Source organism: Erythrobacter sp. S158, from assembly GCF_057364915.1.
On sequence record NZ_CP200279.1, the window covers coordinates 2,121,582 to 2,137,369 of the forward strand.

Annotated in this window: 18 protein-coding genes; 7 read left to right on the top strand and 11 right to left on the bottom strand. The window is 62.3% G+C overall.

What is annotated here, in order from left to right:
• Window positions 1-255 precede the first annotated feature (255 nt).
• From AC0V6T_RS10465 to AC0V6T_RS10480, 4 genes are read right to left on the bottom strand one after another with little or no spacing between them, the layout of a single operon-like run.
• Window positions 256-1,077, bottom strand: coding sequence for a Gldg family protein (locus tag AC0V6T_RS10465; protein ID WP_486126674.1), 822 nt, complete (start codon window positions 1,075-1,077; stop codon window positions 256-258).
• A 7-nt stretch (window positions 1,078-1,084) separates the two neighbouring features.
• The gene (locus AC0V6T_RS10470; protein ID WP_486126675.1) at window positions 1,085-1,471 is read right to left on the bottom strand and encodes a hypothetical protein; all 387 of its coding nucleotides are present in this window, start codon (window positions 1,469-1,471) and stop codon (window positions 1,085-1,087) included.
• Window positions 1,472-1,507: 36 nt separating this feature from the next.
• The gene (locus AC0V6T_RS10475) at window positions 1,508-2,530 is read right to left on the bottom strand and encodes a cysteine synthase A (protein WP_486126677.1); all 1,023 of its coding nucleotides are present in this window, start codon (window positions 2,528-2,530) and stop codon (window positions 1,508-1,510) included.
• Between the two features lie 42 nt (window positions 2,531-2,572).
• A complete protein-coding gene (locus AC0V6T_RS10480; RefSeq protein ID WP_007163320.1) occupies window positions 2,573-2,887 on the bottom strand; it encodes a 2Fe-2S iron-sulfur cluster-binding protein in 315 nt (104 codons plus the stop codon).
• Window positions 2,888-2,994: 107 nt separating this feature from the next.
• Between AC0V6T_RS10480 and AC0V6T_RS10485 the strand changes: the two genes are divergently transcribed.
• Window positions 2,995-3,612, top strand: a complete 618-nt coding sequence (locus AC0V6T_RS10485; RefSeq protein ID WP_486126680.1) for a DNA-3-methyladenine glycosylase family protein — start codon at window positions 2,995-2,997, stop codon at window positions 3,610-3,612.
• Between the two features lie 3 nt (window positions 3,613-3,615).
• Here AC0V6T_RS10485 and AC0V6T_RS10490 read toward each other — a convergent pair whose 3' ends face one another.
• The 4 genes from AC0V6T_RS10490 to AC0V6T_RS10505 all read right to left on the bottom strand — a co-directional run bounded on the left by AC0V6T_RS10490 (window position 3,616) and on the right by AC0V6T_RS10505 (window position 7,278).
• Window positions 3,616-4,026, bottom strand: a complete 411-nt coding sequence (locus AC0V6T_RS10490; protein WP_486126682.1) for a DUF805 domain-containing protein — start codon at window positions 4,024-4,026, stop codon at window positions 3,616-3,618.
• 87 nt (window positions 4,027-4,113) lie between these two features.
• Window positions 4,114-5,808, bottom strand: coding sequence for a bifunctional helix-turn-helix transcriptional regulator/alpha/beta hydrolase (locus AC0V6T_RS10495; protein ID WP_486126684.1), 1,695 nt, complete (start codon window positions 5,806-5,808; stop codon window positions 4,114-4,116).
• A gap of 134 nt (window positions 5,809-5,942) precedes the next feature.
• Complete coding sequence (locus tag AC0V6T_RS10500; RefSeq protein WP_486126686.1) at window positions 5,943-6,254, bottom strand: hypothetical protein; 312 nt, start codon at window positions 6,252-6,254, stop codon at window positions 5,943-5,945.
• A 148-nt stretch (window positions 6,255-6,402) separates the two neighbouring features.
• Complete coding sequence (locus tag AC0V6T_RS10505) at window positions 6,403-7,278, bottom strand: hypothetical protein (protein WP_486126688.1); 876 nt, start codon at window positions 7,276-7,278, stop codon at window positions 6,403-6,405.
• Window positions 7,279-7,503: 225 nt separating this feature from the next.
• On the opposite strand from AC0V6T_RS10505, the gene AC0V6T_RS10510 reads away from it, so the two are divergent.
• Complete coding sequence (locus tag AC0V6T_RS10510; RefSeq protein ID WP_486126690.1) at window positions 7,504-9,450, top strand: S9 family peptidase; 1,947 nt, start codon at window positions 7,504-7,506, stop codon at window positions 9,448-9,450.
• A gap of 55 nt (window positions 9,451-9,505) precedes the next feature.
• Window positions 9,506-10,312 carry an SDR family oxidoreductase gene (locus tag AC0V6T_RS10515; protein WP_007163313.1) on the top strand — a complete coding sequence of 269 codons (807 nt, stop codon included), beginning with the start codon at window positions 9,506-9,508 and terminating at the stop codon, window positions 10,310-10,312.
• On the opposite strand, the gene AC0V6T_RS10520 is transcribed toward AC0V6T_RS10515, so the two are convergent.
• The gene (locus tag AC0V6T_RS10520) at window positions 10,309-10,611 is read right to left on the bottom strand and encodes a 4a-hydroxytetrahydrobiopterin dehydratase (RefSeq protein WP_007163312.1); all 303 of its coding nucleotides are present in this window, start codon (window positions 10,609-10,611) and stop codon (window positions 10,309-10,311) included. The two genes, AC0V6T_RS10515 and AC0V6T_RS10520, sit on opposite strands and share 4 nt — an antisense overlap.
• A 61-nt stretch (window positions 10,612-10,672) precedes the next feature.
• Here AC0V6T_RS10520 and ccmA point away from each other — a divergent pair, with 61 nt between their 5' ends.
• From ccmA to AC0V6T_RS10535, 3 genes are read left to right on the top strand one after another with little or no spacing between them, the layout of a single operon-like run.
• Window positions 10,673-11,269 (top strand): heme ABC exporter ATP-binding protein CcmA, encoded by a 597-nt coding sequence (ccmA, locus tag AC0V6T_RS10525; RefSeq protein ID WP_486126692.1) that lies wholly within the window; start codon window positions 10,673-10,675, stop codon window positions 11,267-11,269.
• Window positions 11,266-11,916 (top strand): heme exporter protein CcmB, encoded by a 651-nt coding sequence (locus AC0V6T_RS10530; protein ID WP_486126694.1) that lies wholly within the window; start codon window positions 11,266-11,268, stop codon window positions 11,914-11,916. The genes ccmA and AC0V6T_RS10530 overlap by 4 nt, the downstream gene beginning before the upstream one ends.
• A complete protein-coding gene (locus AC0V6T_RS10535; protein ID WP_486126696.1) occupies window positions 11,913-12,599 on the top strand; it encodes a DUF2306 domain-containing protein in 687 nt (228 codons plus the stop codon). The genes AC0V6T_RS10530 and AC0V6T_RS10535 overlap by 4 nt, the downstream gene beginning before the upstream one ends.
• A 3-nt stretch (window positions 12,600-12,602) precedes the next feature.
• Here the strand turns inward: AC0V6T_RS10535 and map are convergent, their stop codons facing one another.
• Window positions 12,603-13,427 (bottom strand): type I methionyl aminopeptidase, encoded by an 825-nt coding sequence (gene map, locus AC0V6T_RS10540; protein WP_486126698.1) that lies wholly within the window; start codon window positions 13,425-13,427, stop codon window positions 12,603-12,605.
• 52 nt (window positions 13,428-13,479) lie between these two features.
• A complete protein-coding gene (locus AC0V6T_RS10545; RefSeq protein WP_486126700.1) occupies window positions 13,480-14,295 on the bottom strand; it encodes a PdaC/SigV domain-containing protein in 816 nt (271 codons plus the stop codon).
• Window positions 14,296-14,359: 64 nt separating this feature from the next.
• Here AC0V6T_RS10545 and AC0V6T_RS10550 point away from each other — a divergent pair, with 64 nt between their 5' ends.
• Window positions 14,360-15,757, top strand: a complete 1,398-nt coding sequence (locus AC0V6T_RS10550) for a leucyl aminopeptidase family protein (protein ID WP_486126702.1) — start codon at window positions 14,360-14,362, stop codon at window positions 15,755-15,757.
• Window positions 15,758-15,788 lie beyond the last annotated feature (31 nt).

Sequence of the window (15,788 nt, forward strand, 5' to 3'; positions counted from 1 at the left end):
CCGGTAATATCCGGGAAGCAGCCGGGTGGCTAGGGTTTTTCTAGGAATATCTAGGGATTATACGGTAAACATCTGATTTACTGTATTTTTCTGTGACTACCTATGTGCCCATCAAATCCCTGTTCAACCCATCATTCCCGTGTTTTCCCGTGTCAGTGCGGGTGTTTGGCAGCGAATCCGCGAACAATTCCCACCCGAGTCTCACCAGATTGGCCTGCCGAAGGGGTGCTTCCCGCAATATTCCCAAACCATTCGTCACTCCCACGCATAGCGTGCGAGCCCCTGGATACTAGCAGACTGGCCGTCTTGTGTCCGCTCTCCTTCAAAAGCGGCTGCATCTGCAAGCAAGGTCACACGCCCCTCGCCCACCTTGCAGCGGACCAGAGCAGCGCCTGCCGTCACTTCGCAGTCGGCGGCAGTGTCATCGACACGTATGGCCCCCGCCATCGCAAGTTCGAGCCTGCTGCTTTCGTCAAAGGTTTCGGTGCGAAGCGGGGCCTGTTCTTCATCGAACTCCACCGACAATCCCCAGCGCGCGACGACAGGCGGGATGAGCGCGACATCGGCGGGACGGCGCGGATCGCCGAGCGGGACGTGATAGTGCCCGGTGAGGAGCGGATCGAGCACCAGCAGCAGCTTTCCACCCTGCTTCACCCATTCGTCGAGCGCGACATTGTCGGCAGGCGACAGCCCCTTGGGCTGGATCACAGCAAGGTGCTTCAACCCCTCCAGCGGATCGGTCGGCGGCGCGTCGGAGTCGAGCGCGGGGATCGGTGAGAGCGTATCGAGCGGCACGATTTCGTAGCGCGCCTCAATCACCTCGCGCTGCCACGGCACCTCGACGTTGCCCGAGGCCAAGTCGGCAAACTCCGCTTCGAGCGGCCAGTAGATCGGCAAGCTGGTCATGAGCCCGACCTTCGGGCGCTCAACCACGGTGTCCTTGATCGCGGTAGCGTTCTGTACAACCGAACGAACACGCTCCACTTCTTTCCCGCTCTCATAGAGATAGCTGAAAGCAAGGCCTGCGCAGACAACGATCGCCAATACGGAGGTCAACTGCCACGGCAGCAAGCGCATAGAAAACCTATTGTTCAGGCGTTGAGGTCTGGCCCGCGCCCTGCGCTGGTGCGCTCGGCAGATCCTGTGTCGCACCGGTCGGTGCAGCCGTAGGCGTCGGGCTTGGCTCTGCGGGCATGTCAGGGACAATCCCGGCATCGGCGAGCGGGTCGCGCTGCGGAGGCGCTTCTGTTGGCTCAGTGGTCGGAGCAGCTTCGGGAACCGCGCCCTCCTCGGTCCGGTCGGCCTGCGTACCGATAATGCTCGCAAGACCCACCAGCAGGATCATCGAGACGATCCCGAACAGCCCCACCTGGAGCCGCTGCGCCGCTTCTGCACGCGTCCCGCCAAGAGGCGCACCTTCAGGTGGCCCCTCGCTCTCGTTCGCGCTCGATCCAAAACGTCCGCCGGTCATGTGCAACGACCTAGCGCGGCTTGGCTGGCCTGTCGATTAATCGCTTTGGTTTTGGGTGAGCCAGTCGAACACCGGCAGGTTCTTCGAAGCGAGCCACTCGGCGTTGTAGAGCGTCGAGAGATAGCGGAAGCCAGTGTCGCACAGGATCGTCGCGACCTGCGGGTTCTCGACACCGTCCGCGACCAGTTGCTTGCCCAGTTCAATCGCGCCTGCAACGTTGATGCCGCTCGAAAGACCAAGGCACAGCCCTTCCTTGCGCAGCAGATGCTCGACCCAGACTAGGCCCTCTTCGTCCGAAATGCGAAATTGCGTGTCGATTGGCGCGCCTTCGAGGTTCGCGGTGATGCGCCCCTGCCCGATCCCTTCGGCGACCGAAGAGCCCTCGCCCTTCAATTCGCCATGCGCGTAATAATTGTAGAGCGCCGCGCCATGCGGATCGGTCAGCGCAATGCGGATGTCGGGGTTCTTTTCCTTCAGCCCCATACCCACACCCGCAATCGTACCGCCGGTGCCAGCCGCGCAGGTGAAGCCGGAAATCTTGCCGCCGGTCTGCTCCCACAGTTCGATCGCGGTGCCTTCAATATGAGCGCGGCGATTGGCGGTGTTGTCGAACTGGCCTGCCCAGATCGCGCCTTCGGTCTCTTCGGCCATGCGGCGCGAGACGTGCTGGAAGTGGCAGGGATCGGCGTATTTGGTCGGGGGAACAAGGACCAGCTCTGCGCCGAGCGCGCGCAGCGTGTCCATCTTCTCCTTGGACTGGTTGTCGGGCATGACGATGATCGTCTTGTAGCCCAGCGCATTGGCAACCAGCGCAATGCCGATGCCGGTGTTCCCGGCTGTGCCTTCAATCACCGTGCCGCCCGGCTTCAACTCGCCGCGCGCCTCTGCATCGCGGATCATATAGAGCGCTGCGCGATCTTTCACGCTTGAGCCGGGGTTGGCGAATTCACACTTGCCCCAGATGTCACAGCCCGCCGCCTCGCTAGGTCCAGCGAGGCGAACGAGCGGCGTATTTCCAATCAGGGCGAGCGTGTCGCCGAATGGTTTAGTGATGTTCATGAAGAGCGATTTAGGCGCTGGCCCGCTTCGCCGCAAACAACATCAATCTTCAGGGGCGATAGTTACCTTAAGCCCGCTAAGCTCCGGGGTCAGCGGAATCTGGCACGACAGGCGCGACTTTTCGTTGCGGTGGTCGCTGCTTTCGAGAAGGTCGTCTTCGTCTTCGCTCATTTCGGGAAGCGCGGTTGGCGCTTCGTCGACATAGACATGGCAGGTCGCGCATGAGCAACAACCGCCGCAAAGCGCCAGCAATTCGTCAAAACCGTTATCGCGCACGGCTTCCATGACGTTGAGGCCGTTCTCGACCTCGATTTCGCTCGTCTCGCCTTCGCGATTGGTGACGACCAGCTTGGGCATAAAGGTATGTCCTTCTCGAATAGATTGAGCGCAAGGATGCACGCTTGGAAAATACGGCCTGTCAGCTAGGGAGTTCCATTGCCAAGTGCAACCTAGAGGTTTGGACCATGGGGCTGACTGCCGAAATCATCACGCGCGAAATGGACACTCTTGCCGCGAAGGACGAGCGGGTGGGCGAGGAGCTTGCGCGCATCGGCTATCCCGCACCGCGCCTGCGCGACCGGGGCTACAAGACGCTGCTTCGCACCATCGTGGGGCAGCAGGTCTCCGTCGCGGCGGCGACGTCGATGTGGAACAAGCTGGAGGCGGAACTGGGCGAGGATTTCACGCCCGCCTGCCTGTTGAAGCGCGACTTCGACACGCTGCGCGCCTGCGGCTTGTCGCGCCAGAAACAGGGCTATGCGCGGTCCTTGTGCGAGCTGGTCGACGCGGGCGAGCTCGATTTTCACAACCTGCCCGCCGATGACGAAGAAGCGATCGAGGAGCTCACCCGGATCAAGGGGATCGGGCGCTGGTCGGCGGAAATCTACCTGCTGTTTGCGGAAGGTCGCACAGACATCTGGCCCGCTGGGGACCTCGCCGTGCAAGAGGGCGTCAAACGCTTGCTCGAGATGGAGGAGCGTCCCAAGGAGAAAGAGACGCGCGAGCTTGGCGAACGCTGGTCACCGCATCGCGGGGCGATGGCGATCTTCACTTGGCACTATTACGCGAACCCTGCGCTTTAGGTCTCAAGCGGACGCAGCCATTGCCGCCTTCACAGTTTCCGGCTCGCGTTTGACGTGACCACTGGGCACGATCAGGCCGAGGATGAAGGGCGCATTGCGAAGCAGCTCGGTTGGGTCGCCGCCCTTGAGAGTTATCGCGCCAAACTCGACCACCGTTGGATCGAACGTGAACGAGACGGGAAAGAAGCACAGCAGGACCAGCCAGCGCGACAGACCGGTATCGTGCAGTCTGCGCACGGTCTGAAGCACCACCACCGCAGCGGCGAGCAGGATAATGCTGACCGACAGCGTCCCATCAGCAACATCCTTGAGCGCGCGTGAGCCGAACCATGCGACGGCAAAGCCTGCGAATGTCAGCCAGTACTGCGTTCGCGATGTGCGCCCTGACAGCACTTCCATGACTTTGGATTGCATCGACTTTTCGCTCCCCTTGTCTATCTGCGCGGGGAGCATGGATCAAAGGCGGGCCTGCGGCAAGTGGTCGCCTGACCCTTGGCGAACTCAAGACTCCGGCGTGTCGGCAAAGGCTCCGCGCACAACTTCGAACACGGCCTTAGGCTGGTCCTCGATTAGAAAGCTGCCCGCGTCCTCGATCACCACCGGATCGCTAAGGCCAAACCGCTTTGCCGAAAGCTGAGCGAACTCGGTCGGGGTGTTGGCGTCCTCGTCTCCCAGGAGCAGGGTGAGCCGATCGCCCAACCCCTCGAGCAAACCGCCCCACTGCGCAGACCAGTTCAACATCGTGTCGCCCGGCCCCATCTTGCCGCGCGGCAACACGTAATTGGCCGCCTTGCGGAAATTGCGCACGACCTCGGGCCGCTGGACCGTCGCGCTCTCGCGTGAGCAGCTGTCGTAATAATCCTCGACAAACTTGTAGAATTCGCCCGTCCCCATGCTCGCCAGCATTGCGCGCATGTAAACGCGGGCAAAGGCAGGAGCGACGCGCGAGATCTTGAAATGGGTGCGCTGGCGGGTGGTGAGGAAGCGGTAGTCGTCGCTCTGGACAATCGGGAGGAACGGCCCTGCTGCCACCGCCTGGTGCAGGCGTTCGGGATGCATTTGCGCAAATGCGGCAAGGAAAGGCGTCCCCGCCTGCGTGCCCAGTGCAACGCATTTGTCGATGCCGAGATGGTCGAGGAAGGCGGTGAGGCGGTCGGCAAACAGGAGCGGCGATTGTGGTCCCTGTTTTTCGCCCGTTGTCTCGCCGTAGAACGGACGCCAAGGAGCTATGATCCTGAGCCCTGCCGCGCGCGCAGCCTCGCTTACCTGCGGCGTGAACAGCGGCCCTTCGAGCGCGTGGAAATACAGCACTGGCTTACCCTGCGGATCACCGTGTTCTTCCCACGCAATCATGCGCCCTTGCGGGTCGGCATAGAGGAAGTTGCATTCGTGCTCGAATTCTATGTCGCCTTCATGCGGCGGGTCGAGCGAGTGGATGAAGCCCGCATAAAGGAGGAGCAATTGCTCCTTTGAATTGATCGCGAGCTTGCGCTGAAGCGCCTTCAATTGGTTGCGCGCCGTGCCAACACTGCGTCCGCGAAGCTCGGCAAATTCGCGCGTGGAACCTCCGCGAACCAGATGCTTGGTCAGCGCCACCTCGGTTTCGGTCAGGGCAAAGGCCCGCTGGAAAGCTTCGGCGCTCTTTTCGTCCCAACGCAGGCGCACGGCCTGCAGGGCGATGATATGCACGCCGCTATAGGGGACGCGGTAGGCCGAAAACCAGCGCCCGGCGTCGTCTTCGGGGTCGGTGAAAAGACGCAGGAAAATGCGGTCATCACCAACAGCCGCCTTGCGCAGGCGTGCTTGTTCGACCTTTACGCGAGCGGGGTCAAACAGCCATTCAGGCGCGAAGCTTTCAGCCTCGACCCCGGTTTCAAAGACCCGGTCGTTCACCGTGATCACCCTGAATTGGCTGTCGATCGCAAGGTCGCATTCGAGGCTGGTTTCGAGGTGCGTCAGCATCGAGGAATAGTCCGCCTCATCGAGCGGATAGACCTTGTCGAAGATCGCCTCGGCATTGGCGAAATGCATATCGGCAGCCTCGCCGATGCCGCCCATTTGTGCGTCGGCTTCGATCAGGTCGTTGAGAAGCGGCACGAAGCTTTGAGGCTCTGCCACGGCGGCATAGGCCTTGGCCACGACGGCCTGCAGGGCCTCGCTCACGTCCTGATTTGGTTCGCCCTGATGGTCGCTCATCAATTTCGATCCCTATACCAAACGCCTGAATAACCAGCCGATTCGCGGTATTGCACATGACAGGTAAAGGCCGAGCCCGAAAGCCCGGCCTTCCCCGCCATTGCGCCGCAGAAAATCGCAGATGGGGCGTGCGATCACTTCACGCAGTAGCGGCCCGAGGCCTTGAGGCCCGACGGGCACGAGCCATCGCGCACCTCGGCATAATCGTCGCCATCGCCCACGCAGTAATTGCCCGAAGCGCGAAATCCTGTGGGGCAAGAGCCGATCTTGGGCAGTGCCACCTTGCTGCTCGAAGTGCAGTTCGAACCCGACTGCTTGAAGCCGGTTGGGCACGATCCGTCCTTGGAAACCGAGCTTGAGCTCGACTGCGCCATGGCGGGCGCGGCAGCCATCGGCGCGAGCGCGATAATGGCTGCGCTGGACAGAGCGATGAGTGGTTTGAACATGGTTTCGTCTCTCACTGATCTTGAAAGAAAGAAGGGTTGCGGCGGCCGGCTAGCCTCTGGGTCGCATTGTGGAGAAAACCGACCGCCGCACACCAGGAAGGGGGCACGCTAATCCTTGCCCGGTGCTTTCGAGTATCGCAGCCTCAGGTCAGCCCTGCGGTCCGCGACGATAGGTGAAGGCCACCGCGCTCTTGTTCGTGTCGCGGTCGTACCACTGGCAGAAGAAGTCGGTGCCCGACTTGTCGGTGTGCAGCGGGCCGAAGTTGAAGGTCAGCATCGCGCGGCCCCGCCCGTCGAGATAATCGCGATAGGCGTTCGAGCGGTCTGAATTGCTGCCGCTTGCCGTCGGGGTGTAGCCGAGCGAGTGGCCGGTGTGCAGCATCACATCCTTGCCGGTGTAGTTGCCCTGACGCGGCCCTTGGACGTTATCGAGCTGCTCCGAACCGTCATAGCTGACGCACTGGATGCGATAAGCACCTCTGGCATAGGCTGCCTTGTCGACCTCGACATAAAGCACATCGCCAACGCCCAGACCGGGGAAGAAGCAGCCATTGGTAGGGCTGGTTGGAGCGCGATTGATCAGCCCACCACGGGTCTCGGTCGAGATGCCCTGGCTGAACGTGTAATCGCCTGCCTCAGCGACGAATGCGTTGCCGACATTCAGGTTCGCGCAGGAAATCTGGTCGACATATTTGGCAGGGGCCGGACCGGCGCGGCCGACATGGTCGGGTGCGCGGGCGGTCTGCGGATAGTTGCTGCGCTGGCGCATCGCCTGGTTGACGGCTGCTCCGCGACCGCCGGTGACAACGCCGACGACCGAGCGGCCATCCGAATTGGCAACGCCTTCGACGGTGCGCGCCGCCGCTTCGACATCTTCAGCGGCATCGCGCACGTCATTGGCGGTGTCTTCGACCTTTTTGACTGCGTTGCGCAGGCTGCGGAACTGCGCGTCGGCAGGAGCGGCGTGAGCCAGAAGTCCGGCCGAAAGGGAAACGCCAGCGAGGGCAATCATCATCGTTTTCATCGGTTTACGATCCTTGTCATGTCGGCCCCGCCCGTCGGGGCCTTCGTCGTGACTGATCGTCCAACTATTCGCGCAGCTGACGGCGCAGAATGTCCCAGATGGTACAAAATCGCATTTTTCTGACGCCGCTCGTCCGAAATGTGCCGCTCGTGGAGTTTCCCGTTGCATCGCGCGGTGCGGTTCCTAGGTGTGACCGCAATCACGAAAAACACTCAGGGAGACACCATGCCAGCACTCGACACCATCCCGCTGATCCCGCGCGAACATCTGTTCGGCAACCCTACCCGCGCGCAGGGGCAGATCAGCCCGGATGGCAAGTGGCTGAGCTGGCTTGCTCCCCATAACGACGTTCTCAACATCTGGTTGGCGCCGCGTGACAATCCGGATGACGCGAGGGCGATGACAAGCGCAACCGACCGCCCGATCCGCCAGCACATGTGGTCGCCAGACGGCACCAGCCTCCTCTACATTCAGGACAAGGCAGGCGATGAGAATTTCCTTCTCTACCGCGTCGATGTGGTGAGCGGCGAAGAGACTACGCTGACCCCGTTCGAAGACACTCGCGTGCAGATCGTCGGTTCATCCGAGACGATCAAGAACGCGATCCTTGTCGGTCTCAACAACCGCGATCCGCAGTGGCACGACGTGCACCGCCTCAACCTCACCACCGGCGAGCTTGAACTGATCTACGAGAACAACGCCTTTGCCGGCTTCATGGCCGACGACACGCTGACCTTGCGCATGGCGATGGCTCAGAACGATGCGGGCGGGACCGACTATTTCCGTTTCGATGGCGACAGCGTCGAGGAAGAACCGTTCGAGACGACCGCGATGGAAGATTCCATGACGACCTCGCCAGCGGGCTACACGGTCGATGGCAGCGTGCTTTACTGGCTCGACGGGCGCGGACGGAATACCGCTGCGCTCTATGCTCAGGACACGGCGACCGGTAAGCGGACTTTGATCGCAGAGGACGACAAGGCCGATATCAGCGGCACGCTTCGCGATCAGAAAACCGGCGAGGTGCTCGGCTACACCGTCACCTATCTGCGCCGCGAATTTACCGCGCTCGATGCGGGTATAGGCGCCTCGTTCGATTTCCTCGATGGCAAGCTCGAAGGTGACTTCGGCATTTCCAGCCGCACCGAAGCAGACGATACCTGGATCATCTGGAACGACCCGCTCACCGCGCCCGCTAAGACGTTTATCTACGACCGCAAGGCATGCACGCTCGATCCGTTCTACGTCGCGCGGCCAGAACTTGAAGGCGCCCCTCTGCAGCCGATGCACGGGATCGAAATCAAGAGCCGCGATGGCCTGACCCTGCCCTCGTTCCTTACACTTGCCGCGGGCAGCGATCCTGACGGCGATGGCAAGCCCGACGCGCCGGGACCCATGGTTCTGCTCGTCCACGGCGGTCCTTGGGCGCGCGACGAATATGGCTTCAACTCGCAGCACCAGATGCTCGCCAATCGCGGCTACCATGCGCTGTCGGTGAACTTCCGCGGCTCGACCGGCTTCGGCAAGGACTTCATCAACGCAGGCAATAAACAATGGGGCCTGGCGATGCATGACGACCTGATCGATGCGGTCGAATGGGCCATCGAAGAGGGCATCGCTGCGCGTGACAAGGTCGCGATCATGGGCGGTTCCTATGGCGGCTATGCGACGCTGGCGGGCCTTACATTCACCCCCGAAGTCTTCGCCTGCGGCGTCGACGTGGTCGGCCCGTCCAATCTTGAAACCCTGCTGAGCACGATCCCGCCTTATTGGGCACCGATGGTGAAGATCTTTCACGAACGCATGGGCAATCCCGAGACCGAGGAGGGCCTCGCGCTGCTCAAGGCCGCGAGCCCGCTCTACAAGGCAGACCAGATCACCAAGCCGCTCCTGATCGCGCAAGGCGCAAACGACCCGCGCGTCAAGCAGGCCGAAAGCGACCAGATCGTCGGCGCGATGAAGGAGGCGGGGATACCGGTCACTTATGTCCTTTACCCCGACGAGGGCCACGGCTTTGCCAAGCCCGACAACAGCCTTGCCTTCTTCGCGATCACCGAGAATTTCCTCGCTGAAACGCTGCACGGACGGGCAGAGCCGCTGGGCGATGTGCTGGAGCCTTCGACTGCCGAAATCGTGGAAGGCAAAAGCCATGTGAAAGGGCTTGGCGGCTAGCCTCGCTCCCCCTAGACCCGTTTCAAATTGAAATTGGGGAAGAGGGATTACGACGATGGCTGAACAACGCCGCCACATCTTCATCACGGGCGGAGCATCGGGCATTGGCCGCGAAGTTGCTCGTTATTTTGGCGAGCGCGGCTGGTTCGTCACCGTGGCCGACGTCGATGTTCAGGGCATGGCCGATACACTCGGCCTGATCCCCGGCGGCTTCAAATATTCGCATCCGCTCGACGTGCGCGATAGGGCTGCATGGGATGTCGCGCTCGAATCGGCTTCCACCGCCGCGGGTGGCCGGATCGATGTCATGTTCAACAATGCCGGTATCGGGCACGGCGGCCCGATCGGCGAACAGACCTCCGATGAGATCGAGGCCACGCTCGACATCAATCTGAAGGGCGTGATCTACGGCGCGCAGGCTGCGCATCCTCATCTCAAGAAAGCGGCGCCGGGATCGGTGTTGATCAATACGGCCAGCCTTGCCGGAATCATCGGTGCGCCAAACCTTGCCGTCTATTGCGCAACCAAGTGGGGCGTACGCGGGATGACGCGCAGCCTCGATGCGGAATGGGCCGAAGATGGCATCAAGGTCTGCGCTCTCTGCCCCGGTTTCATCGACACCCCGATCATCGACAACGTGACGCCCGATTCGAATCAGACGGGCAAGGAACGGCTCGAAGAAGCCGGGATCGAGGTTTCACCTGTCAGCACCGTTCCCCCGGTGGTCTGGGACGCGGTGCATGGCGACAAGCTCGATTACACGGTCGGAAAGACAGCCAAGCGCCTCCAGTTCCTGACGCGCTGGCTGCCCGGCATGGTTCGAAAGCAAGTCCGCACGCAGGGCGTGGGAACGGACCTCTAGACCAGCCGGTCGATCGCGCGCGCCAGCTTCGCATCGCGCAGCGACAGCCCGCCGCTCGCGCCAGCATCGTGCGTGGTGAGGGTAATCTCGACCTTGGCGTAAACGTTGAACCACTCGGGATGGTGATCCTGCGTGTCAGCGGCGAGCGCCACGCGGCTCATAAAGCCCCACGCTTCGGAGAAATCGCCAAACTGGAATGTGCGGGTGATTGCCTTGCCTTCGCGCGCCAGTTCCCAATCAGGATGATCGGCAAGCAGCTGATTGCGTTCGGCTTCGTCGAATTCGGGGACATTGGCCATCGGGGAGGAACCTCTCGCGTGATGTTGTAGGGAGCACCGCTTTTGCCTAACGCACTGTGCGATGCAAGCTCAACTGTCCGCCTCGAACCTTGCCTGCCGACGCGGTGACCGATTGCTATTCAAAGGCTTGTCGTTCGAACTCGGCTCTGGTGAGGCGCTGCACCTGACCGGCGCGAACGGGACTGGAAAGACGACACTGATCCGCACGCTTGCCGGGCTGACGTCGCCATTTGCGGGGGAGGTGGTGGTCGAGGGCGAGATCGGCTTGCTCGATGAGAGAACGGCGCTCGATCCGGACCTGCCGCTCGGCAAGGCGCTGAGCTTCTGGCAGCGCGTCGATGGATGCACCGATCCTTCCAAAGCCTTGAGCGTGCTGGGACTTGAGCCGCTGCTCGATGTGCCGGTGCGCTATCTCTCGACGGGGCAGAGGAAGCGCGCAGGGCTTGCCGGACTGCTCAATCGAGGGGTTCCGATCTGGTTGCTCGATGAACCGTTGAGCGGGCTGGACGTCGCGGCCATCAAGCAAGTGACCGCGCTGATTGCCCTTCATGTCGGCGGCGGCGGCATCGCTCTCATCGCTTCGCACCAGCCGCTCGCAATTGCGGGATTGCGCACACTTGCGATTGAGGACTTCGCCGCGCGGGAGGACGCGCTGTGATCGGCTCGATGCTTCGCCGCGACCTGTCGAAGTTCTTTCCCTTTGCTGGTGGAGGCGCGGCGCTGCCGGTGGTGTTCTTTGTAGCAGTGGCGATGCTCTACCCTTTCGCTGTCGGGCCGGACGTCAATCTGCTCGCGCGAACGGGTGGAGGTGTCGTGTGGATCGCCGCCCTGCTCGCCGCGATCCTGCCGCTTGAGAAGCTGGTCGCGCAGGACATCGAGCTTGGCACATTCGACCAGCTGAAGCTGCGCGGCGCGACCGAGGAATTGATGATGGCGGTGCGGCTGATCGCCCATTGGCTGAGCTTCGGGCCGCCGCTGATCCTCGCGACTTTCCCGGCTGCGGCTTTGCTCGCGCTCGACGGGCCAACGGTGCAATTGCTTGTCCTTGGCCTGCTCGCAGGCACTCCCGGGCTTGCGGCCATCGGCCTGATGATCGCTGCCCTCACCGCCAGCCTTCGCGCAGGGGCCGCCTTGTCCGGTCTGCTGCTCATCCCGCTCGCGCTGCCGATCCTGATTTTCGGCGCAGGCGCGCTAGCCCGCTCGGACGCCGCGAGCATCGGCTTCGTGGCGGCAATCAGTCTGCTGCTAGTCGCTCTCGCCCCGTTTGCCGGGGGCGCGGCGATAAGGGCTGCTCGCGAAATATGACCCCATTCGAGCAAGCAAACCGGCTTCTGGGGTGGATAGCCATTGCGCTGCTTGCATTTACCATCGCAGCGTTCGGCGTGAAGGCCATCGCGCACCCCGAAGTGCAGGCGCGCTACACCCCGCTCGTCATCATTCACGCCGTATCGATGCTGACATGGCTGGCGCTGCTGGCCGGTCAGGCGTTTCTGGCAGCTGGCCGCAAGTTCGCGTTTCACCGGGCGCTGGGACGATCCTCGATCGCACTGGTGGCGATAATGACCGTCTCGGGCCTGATCCTGTCGGTCAATATCGGTGAGGAGTTGGGCCGCATCGAAGTGACCATCGTCAACATCGCCGCCTTTGCGACCTTCATCCCGCTGTACATCGCGGCCCTATGGTTCGCGCGCCGCAAGCGCATTGCCGAGCACCGCATGGCGATGCTGATCGGCACGCTCGCCTTCATGACGCCAGCCTATGCACGCGTGACTCAGGTGCTCGAACTGCCCGATCCCGTCGCCATCGCGATCCAGCCACCGATCACGATTGCGGTTGCGCTTGGCTATGAGTGGGTGACGCAAAAGCGCCTAACCAAGCCGACCCTGGCGATGCTCGCATTTTCGGTTGGATTGATCGTGGTGATGGCCGGCGCGCTGCTGGCATTCGTACCGCTCGAAGGTTCGCTCCCGGTATCGAGCCGGGAGTAGCCGTCAATAAGGCGGCCTGTCCCTTCCCGTTTGGCTCTTCGTGAAGATCTCGTTCCCGTCTTCGGTGATCGCAATCGAGTGTTCGAACTGGGCCGAAAGCGACTTGTCGCGAGTCACGGCGGTCCAGCCGTCGCCCAGCACCTTTGCCCAGGGCTTACCGAGATTGATCATCGGTTCGATCGTGAAGAACATGCCGGGCTTCAGCTCCGGACCCGTGCCAGCCTTTGCCGCGTGCACGACTTCGGGCGCATCGTGGAACAGGCGGCCAAGGCCGTGGCCACAGAACTCGCGCACGACGCCGTAACGGAACTGCTTGGCGTGCGCCTCGATAGCTGCGCCGATGTCGCCGAGACGAGCGCCGGGCTGTGCCGCCTCGATCCCGAGCATCAGGCACTCATAGGTCACATCGACCAGCCGCTTCGCTTTGATCGAAGGCTCGCCCGCGAAGAACATGCGGCTGGTGTCGCCGTGCCAGCCGTCGAGCAGCGGGGTCACGTCAACATTGAGGATGTCGCCATCCTTCAACACCTTCGGACCCGGGATGCCGTGGCAGATGACATGATTGATCGAGATGCAGCTTGAATGCGTGTAGCCGCGATAGCCGAGCGTTGCGGGAACGGCGCCTGCATCCAGCATCATCTCGCGGATTTGCGTGTCGATGCTCTCGGTCGTGACGCCGGGCTTCACCATGTCGGCAACCTCATCAAGGATGCGCGCGGCGAGCTGGCCCGCGGCGCGCATGCCGTCAAAGCCTTCCTGCGTGTGAAGCTTGATCGTGCCGTCGCGGTAGACGGTCTGTTCGTTCTCGACGAGTTGGTATTCGGTCATGCGCGCTCATATAGCGAATGGCTTGCAGGATTGCGAGGGGCCACGCGTGCCTCTAATCCGCGAGCGCAAAGCCCGACTGGTATTGCGTCTTCACCAACGCCAGCATGTCGGCATTCATCGGCACTTCGATGGAGTAGGAGCCTTCGGCGTAAGCGCCCACAACATAGGGCGCGGATATCAGGACGAGCCGGTCGATCGTGCGCCCATTCGACGTGCCGAAGGAGACGGTGAGTTCGCTGAGTTCGGGGCAGATATCGTTGACTGCCTCGCCAAGCCCTTCCTCTCCGATCCGTTCGATCCGCGCTTCGCCAAGGGCGATGCAGTAAGGCTGGCTTGCCGCTTCGAAGAGCGCGGGCACATCGGTGAAGACGCTGAGCGGTTCGAGCGGGCCTTTTGCCTCATCGCCCTCGCGGTCCCACAGGATCGCATCGAAGGTCGAATTTCCATGCGCGCCGCCGGTGTAGACATACTGGCTGCCGGTCAGCGCAAGGAAACGCGGCGTGTCGACAGCGACCTCCCATGTCCATTCGGAAGCGTAGCGGCGATACTCGTAGTCGTATCGTTTCGCATCGGCCTCGGCCTCGGCGGCGCTCGCTTCGAATTCGGTGCGGGCGCGCTCTGCCATGGCCTTGAGCGCGGCATCGAGCGCAGGGATCGCAGCGGCTTGCCGGGGCCAGCGATAGGCGAATTCGTAAGTGTCGTTCTCGATCGCGATCTCGCCGGGGTCGGCATCGGCTGCGACGCGCCGTTCGAGCGTTTCTAGCGTGTTCTCGCCGACCTGCTGCGTGATCGTTTCGTCCATGTCTTCAGGAGAAGAACACGCTCCAATTGCCGCGATCAGTGCGACAGAACCCAAGATCCGACTCATGCGTTACTTCCCCTCTCACCCAATTCCTGCGTGACAAGCATGCCAGCGCGATTATGGACAGGCCATGACCGACATCCAAGACCTTATCCAGCCCGACCGCGGACAGGACGCGATCGACATACACCTCGTCAATGAAAGCGGATTTGAGGACTTTGCCAAGTCGCTTTCCGCCAGCCAGCGCGCAAGCCTTTCGGGCCAGAAGTTCGAGGGCAAAGGATACCAGGTCGGCATCGTGCCCGATGGCGACGGTTTCTTCGCAGTCGGCGGGGTCGCCAATCCGAAGGAGCTTTCGAGCTGGTGCCTCGCCAAGCTTTCCGAGGCGCTGCCAGAAGGCACCTATCGGCTTGCTGGCGAAGCGGCTGAGACGGGCGCGGGCCCGGCGATGTTCGGCTGGCTCACCGCACAGTACCGCTTCACCCGCTACAAGGATGACGACAACGCCACCGGTCCGCGCATCCTGCTGACCGGTGAGGCCGGGAAGATCGACGCAGCGATGGCCGAGGCGCGAGCCGAAATGCTCGTGCGCGACCTCGTCAACACGCCTGCCGAGGACATGGGACCAGCCGCGCTCGAGGCCGAGTTCGAGCGGCTCGCCAAGGCTTTCAAGGCCGACCTCGAAGTGACACGCGGCGATGCGCTCGAGCAGGGCTACCCGATGGTTCACGCGGTGGGGCGCGCGGCGGAGCGCAAGCATGCGCCGCGCATCATGCACCTCACATGGGGTTCGGACAAAGACCCGGTGATCGCGATCGTCGGCAAGGGTGTATGCTTCGATTCAGGCGGGCTTGATATCAAGCCTGGATCGGGCATGCGCCTGATGAAAAAGGACATGGGCGGCGCGGCGCACGCAATCGCGCTTGGCGAACTGATCATGGCAGCAGGAATGAAGGTGCGGCTGCACTTGCTGGTTCCTGCGGTCGAGAACGCGATTGCTGGCAACGCCTTCCGCCCCGGCGACGTGCTCTCCAGCCGCAAGGGCCTCACGGTCGAGATACACAACACCGATGCCGAAGGTCGCCTGATCCTAGGCGACGCTCTGACGCGGGCGAGCGAGGAGGAGCCGGAACTCATCATCGACTTCGCGACCCTCACTGGCGCAGCGCGCGTGGCGCTTGGCCCCGACTACGCCGCGATGATGGCAAGGAAGGACGAGACAGCTGCGGAAATGACCGAGGCGGGCAAGGCCAACGATGACGAGCCGTGGCGTCTGCCTCTCCCCGACAGCTACCGCGAATACCTCAACTCCGACATCGCCGACATCTCGAATGCGCACACCAACCCCTATGCAGGGGCGAGCGTCGCTGGCCTGTTCCTAGACCGCTTCGTGGGCGAAGGGATCGACTGGGTGCACTTCGACACCTTTGCATGGCGCCCCTTCCCCAAGCCCGGCCGCAGCAAGGGCGGTGCCGCCTACGGGCTGCGCGCAGCATGGCACATGTTGCGGAACCGCTTCGAAGGGTGAACGTTTCCAAGCAAGCGATGCGGCTAACTTG

Bases quoted from the DNA above. Each gene is read 5' to 3' on its own strand.
- AC0V6T_RS10480 (WP_007163320.1), bottom strand. From the start codon at position 2,887: ATGCCCAAGCTGGTCGTCACCAATCGCGAAGGCGAGACGAGCGAAATC.
- AC0V6T_RS10485 (WP_486126680.1), top strand. From the start codon at position 2,995: ATGGGGCTGACTGCCGAAATCATCACGCGCGAAATGGACACTCTTGCC.
- AC0V6T_RS10520 (WP_007163312.1), bottom strand. From the start codon at position 10,611: ATGGCCAATGTCCCCGAATTCGACGAAGCCGAACGCAATCAGCTGCTT.
- ccmA (WP_486126692.1), top strand. From the start codon at position 10,673: ATGCAAGCTCAACTGTCCGCCTCGAACCTTGCCTGCCGACGCGGTGAC.
- map (WP_486126698.1), bottom strand. From the start codon at position 13,427: ATGACCGAATACCAACTCGTCGAGAACGAACAGACCGTCTACCGCGAC.
- AC0V6T_RS10535 (WP_486126696.1), top strand. From the start codon at position 11,913: ATGACCCCATTCGAGCAAGCAAACCGGCTTCTGGGGTGGATAGCCATT.
- AC0V6T_RS10470 (WP_486126675.1), bottom strand. From the start codon at position 1,471: ATGACCGGCGGACGTTTTGGATCGAGCGCGAACGAGAGCGAGGGGCCA.
- AC0V6T_RS10500 (WP_486126686.1), bottom strand. From the start codon at position 6,254: ATGTTCAAACCACTCATCGCTCTGTCCAGCGCAGCCATTATCGCGCTC.
- AC0V6T_RS10505 (WP_486126688.1), bottom strand. From the start codon at position 7,278: ATGAAAACGATGATGATTGCCCTCGCTGGCGTTTCCCTTTCGGCCGGA.
- AC0V6T_RS10475 (WP_486126677.1), bottom strand. From the start codon at position 2,530: ATGAACATCACTAAACCATTCGGCGACACGCTCGCCCTGATTGGAAAT.
- AC0V6T_RS10490 (WP_486126682.1), bottom strand. From the start codon at position 4,026: ATGCAATCCAAAGTCATGGAAGTGCTGTCAGGGCGCACATCGCGAACG.
- AC0V6T_RS10510 (WP_486126690.1), top strand. From the start codon at position 7,504: ATGCCAGCACTCGACACCATCCCGCTGATCCCGCGCGAACATCTGTTC.
- AC0V6T_RS10545 (WP_486126700.1), bottom strand. From the start codon at position 14,295: ATGAGTCGGATCTTGGGTTCTGTCGCACTGATCGCGGCAATTGGAGCG.
- AC0V6T_RS10515 (WP_007163313.1), top strand. From the start codon at position 9,506: ATGGCTGAACAACGCCGCCACATCTTCATCACGGGCGGAGCATCGGGC.
- AC0V6T_RS10550 (WP_486126702.1), top strand. From the start codon at position 14,360: ATGACCGACATCCAAGACCTTATCCAGCCCGACCGCGGACAGGACGCG.
- AC0V6T_RS10495 (WP_486126684.1), bottom strand. From the start codon at position 5,808: ATGAGCGACCATCAGGGCGAACCAAATCAGGACGTGAGCGAGGCCCTG.
- AC0V6T_RS10465 (WP_486126674.1), bottom strand. From the start codon at position 1,077: ATGCGCTTGCTGCCGTGGCAGTTGACCTCCGTATTGGCGATCGTTGTC.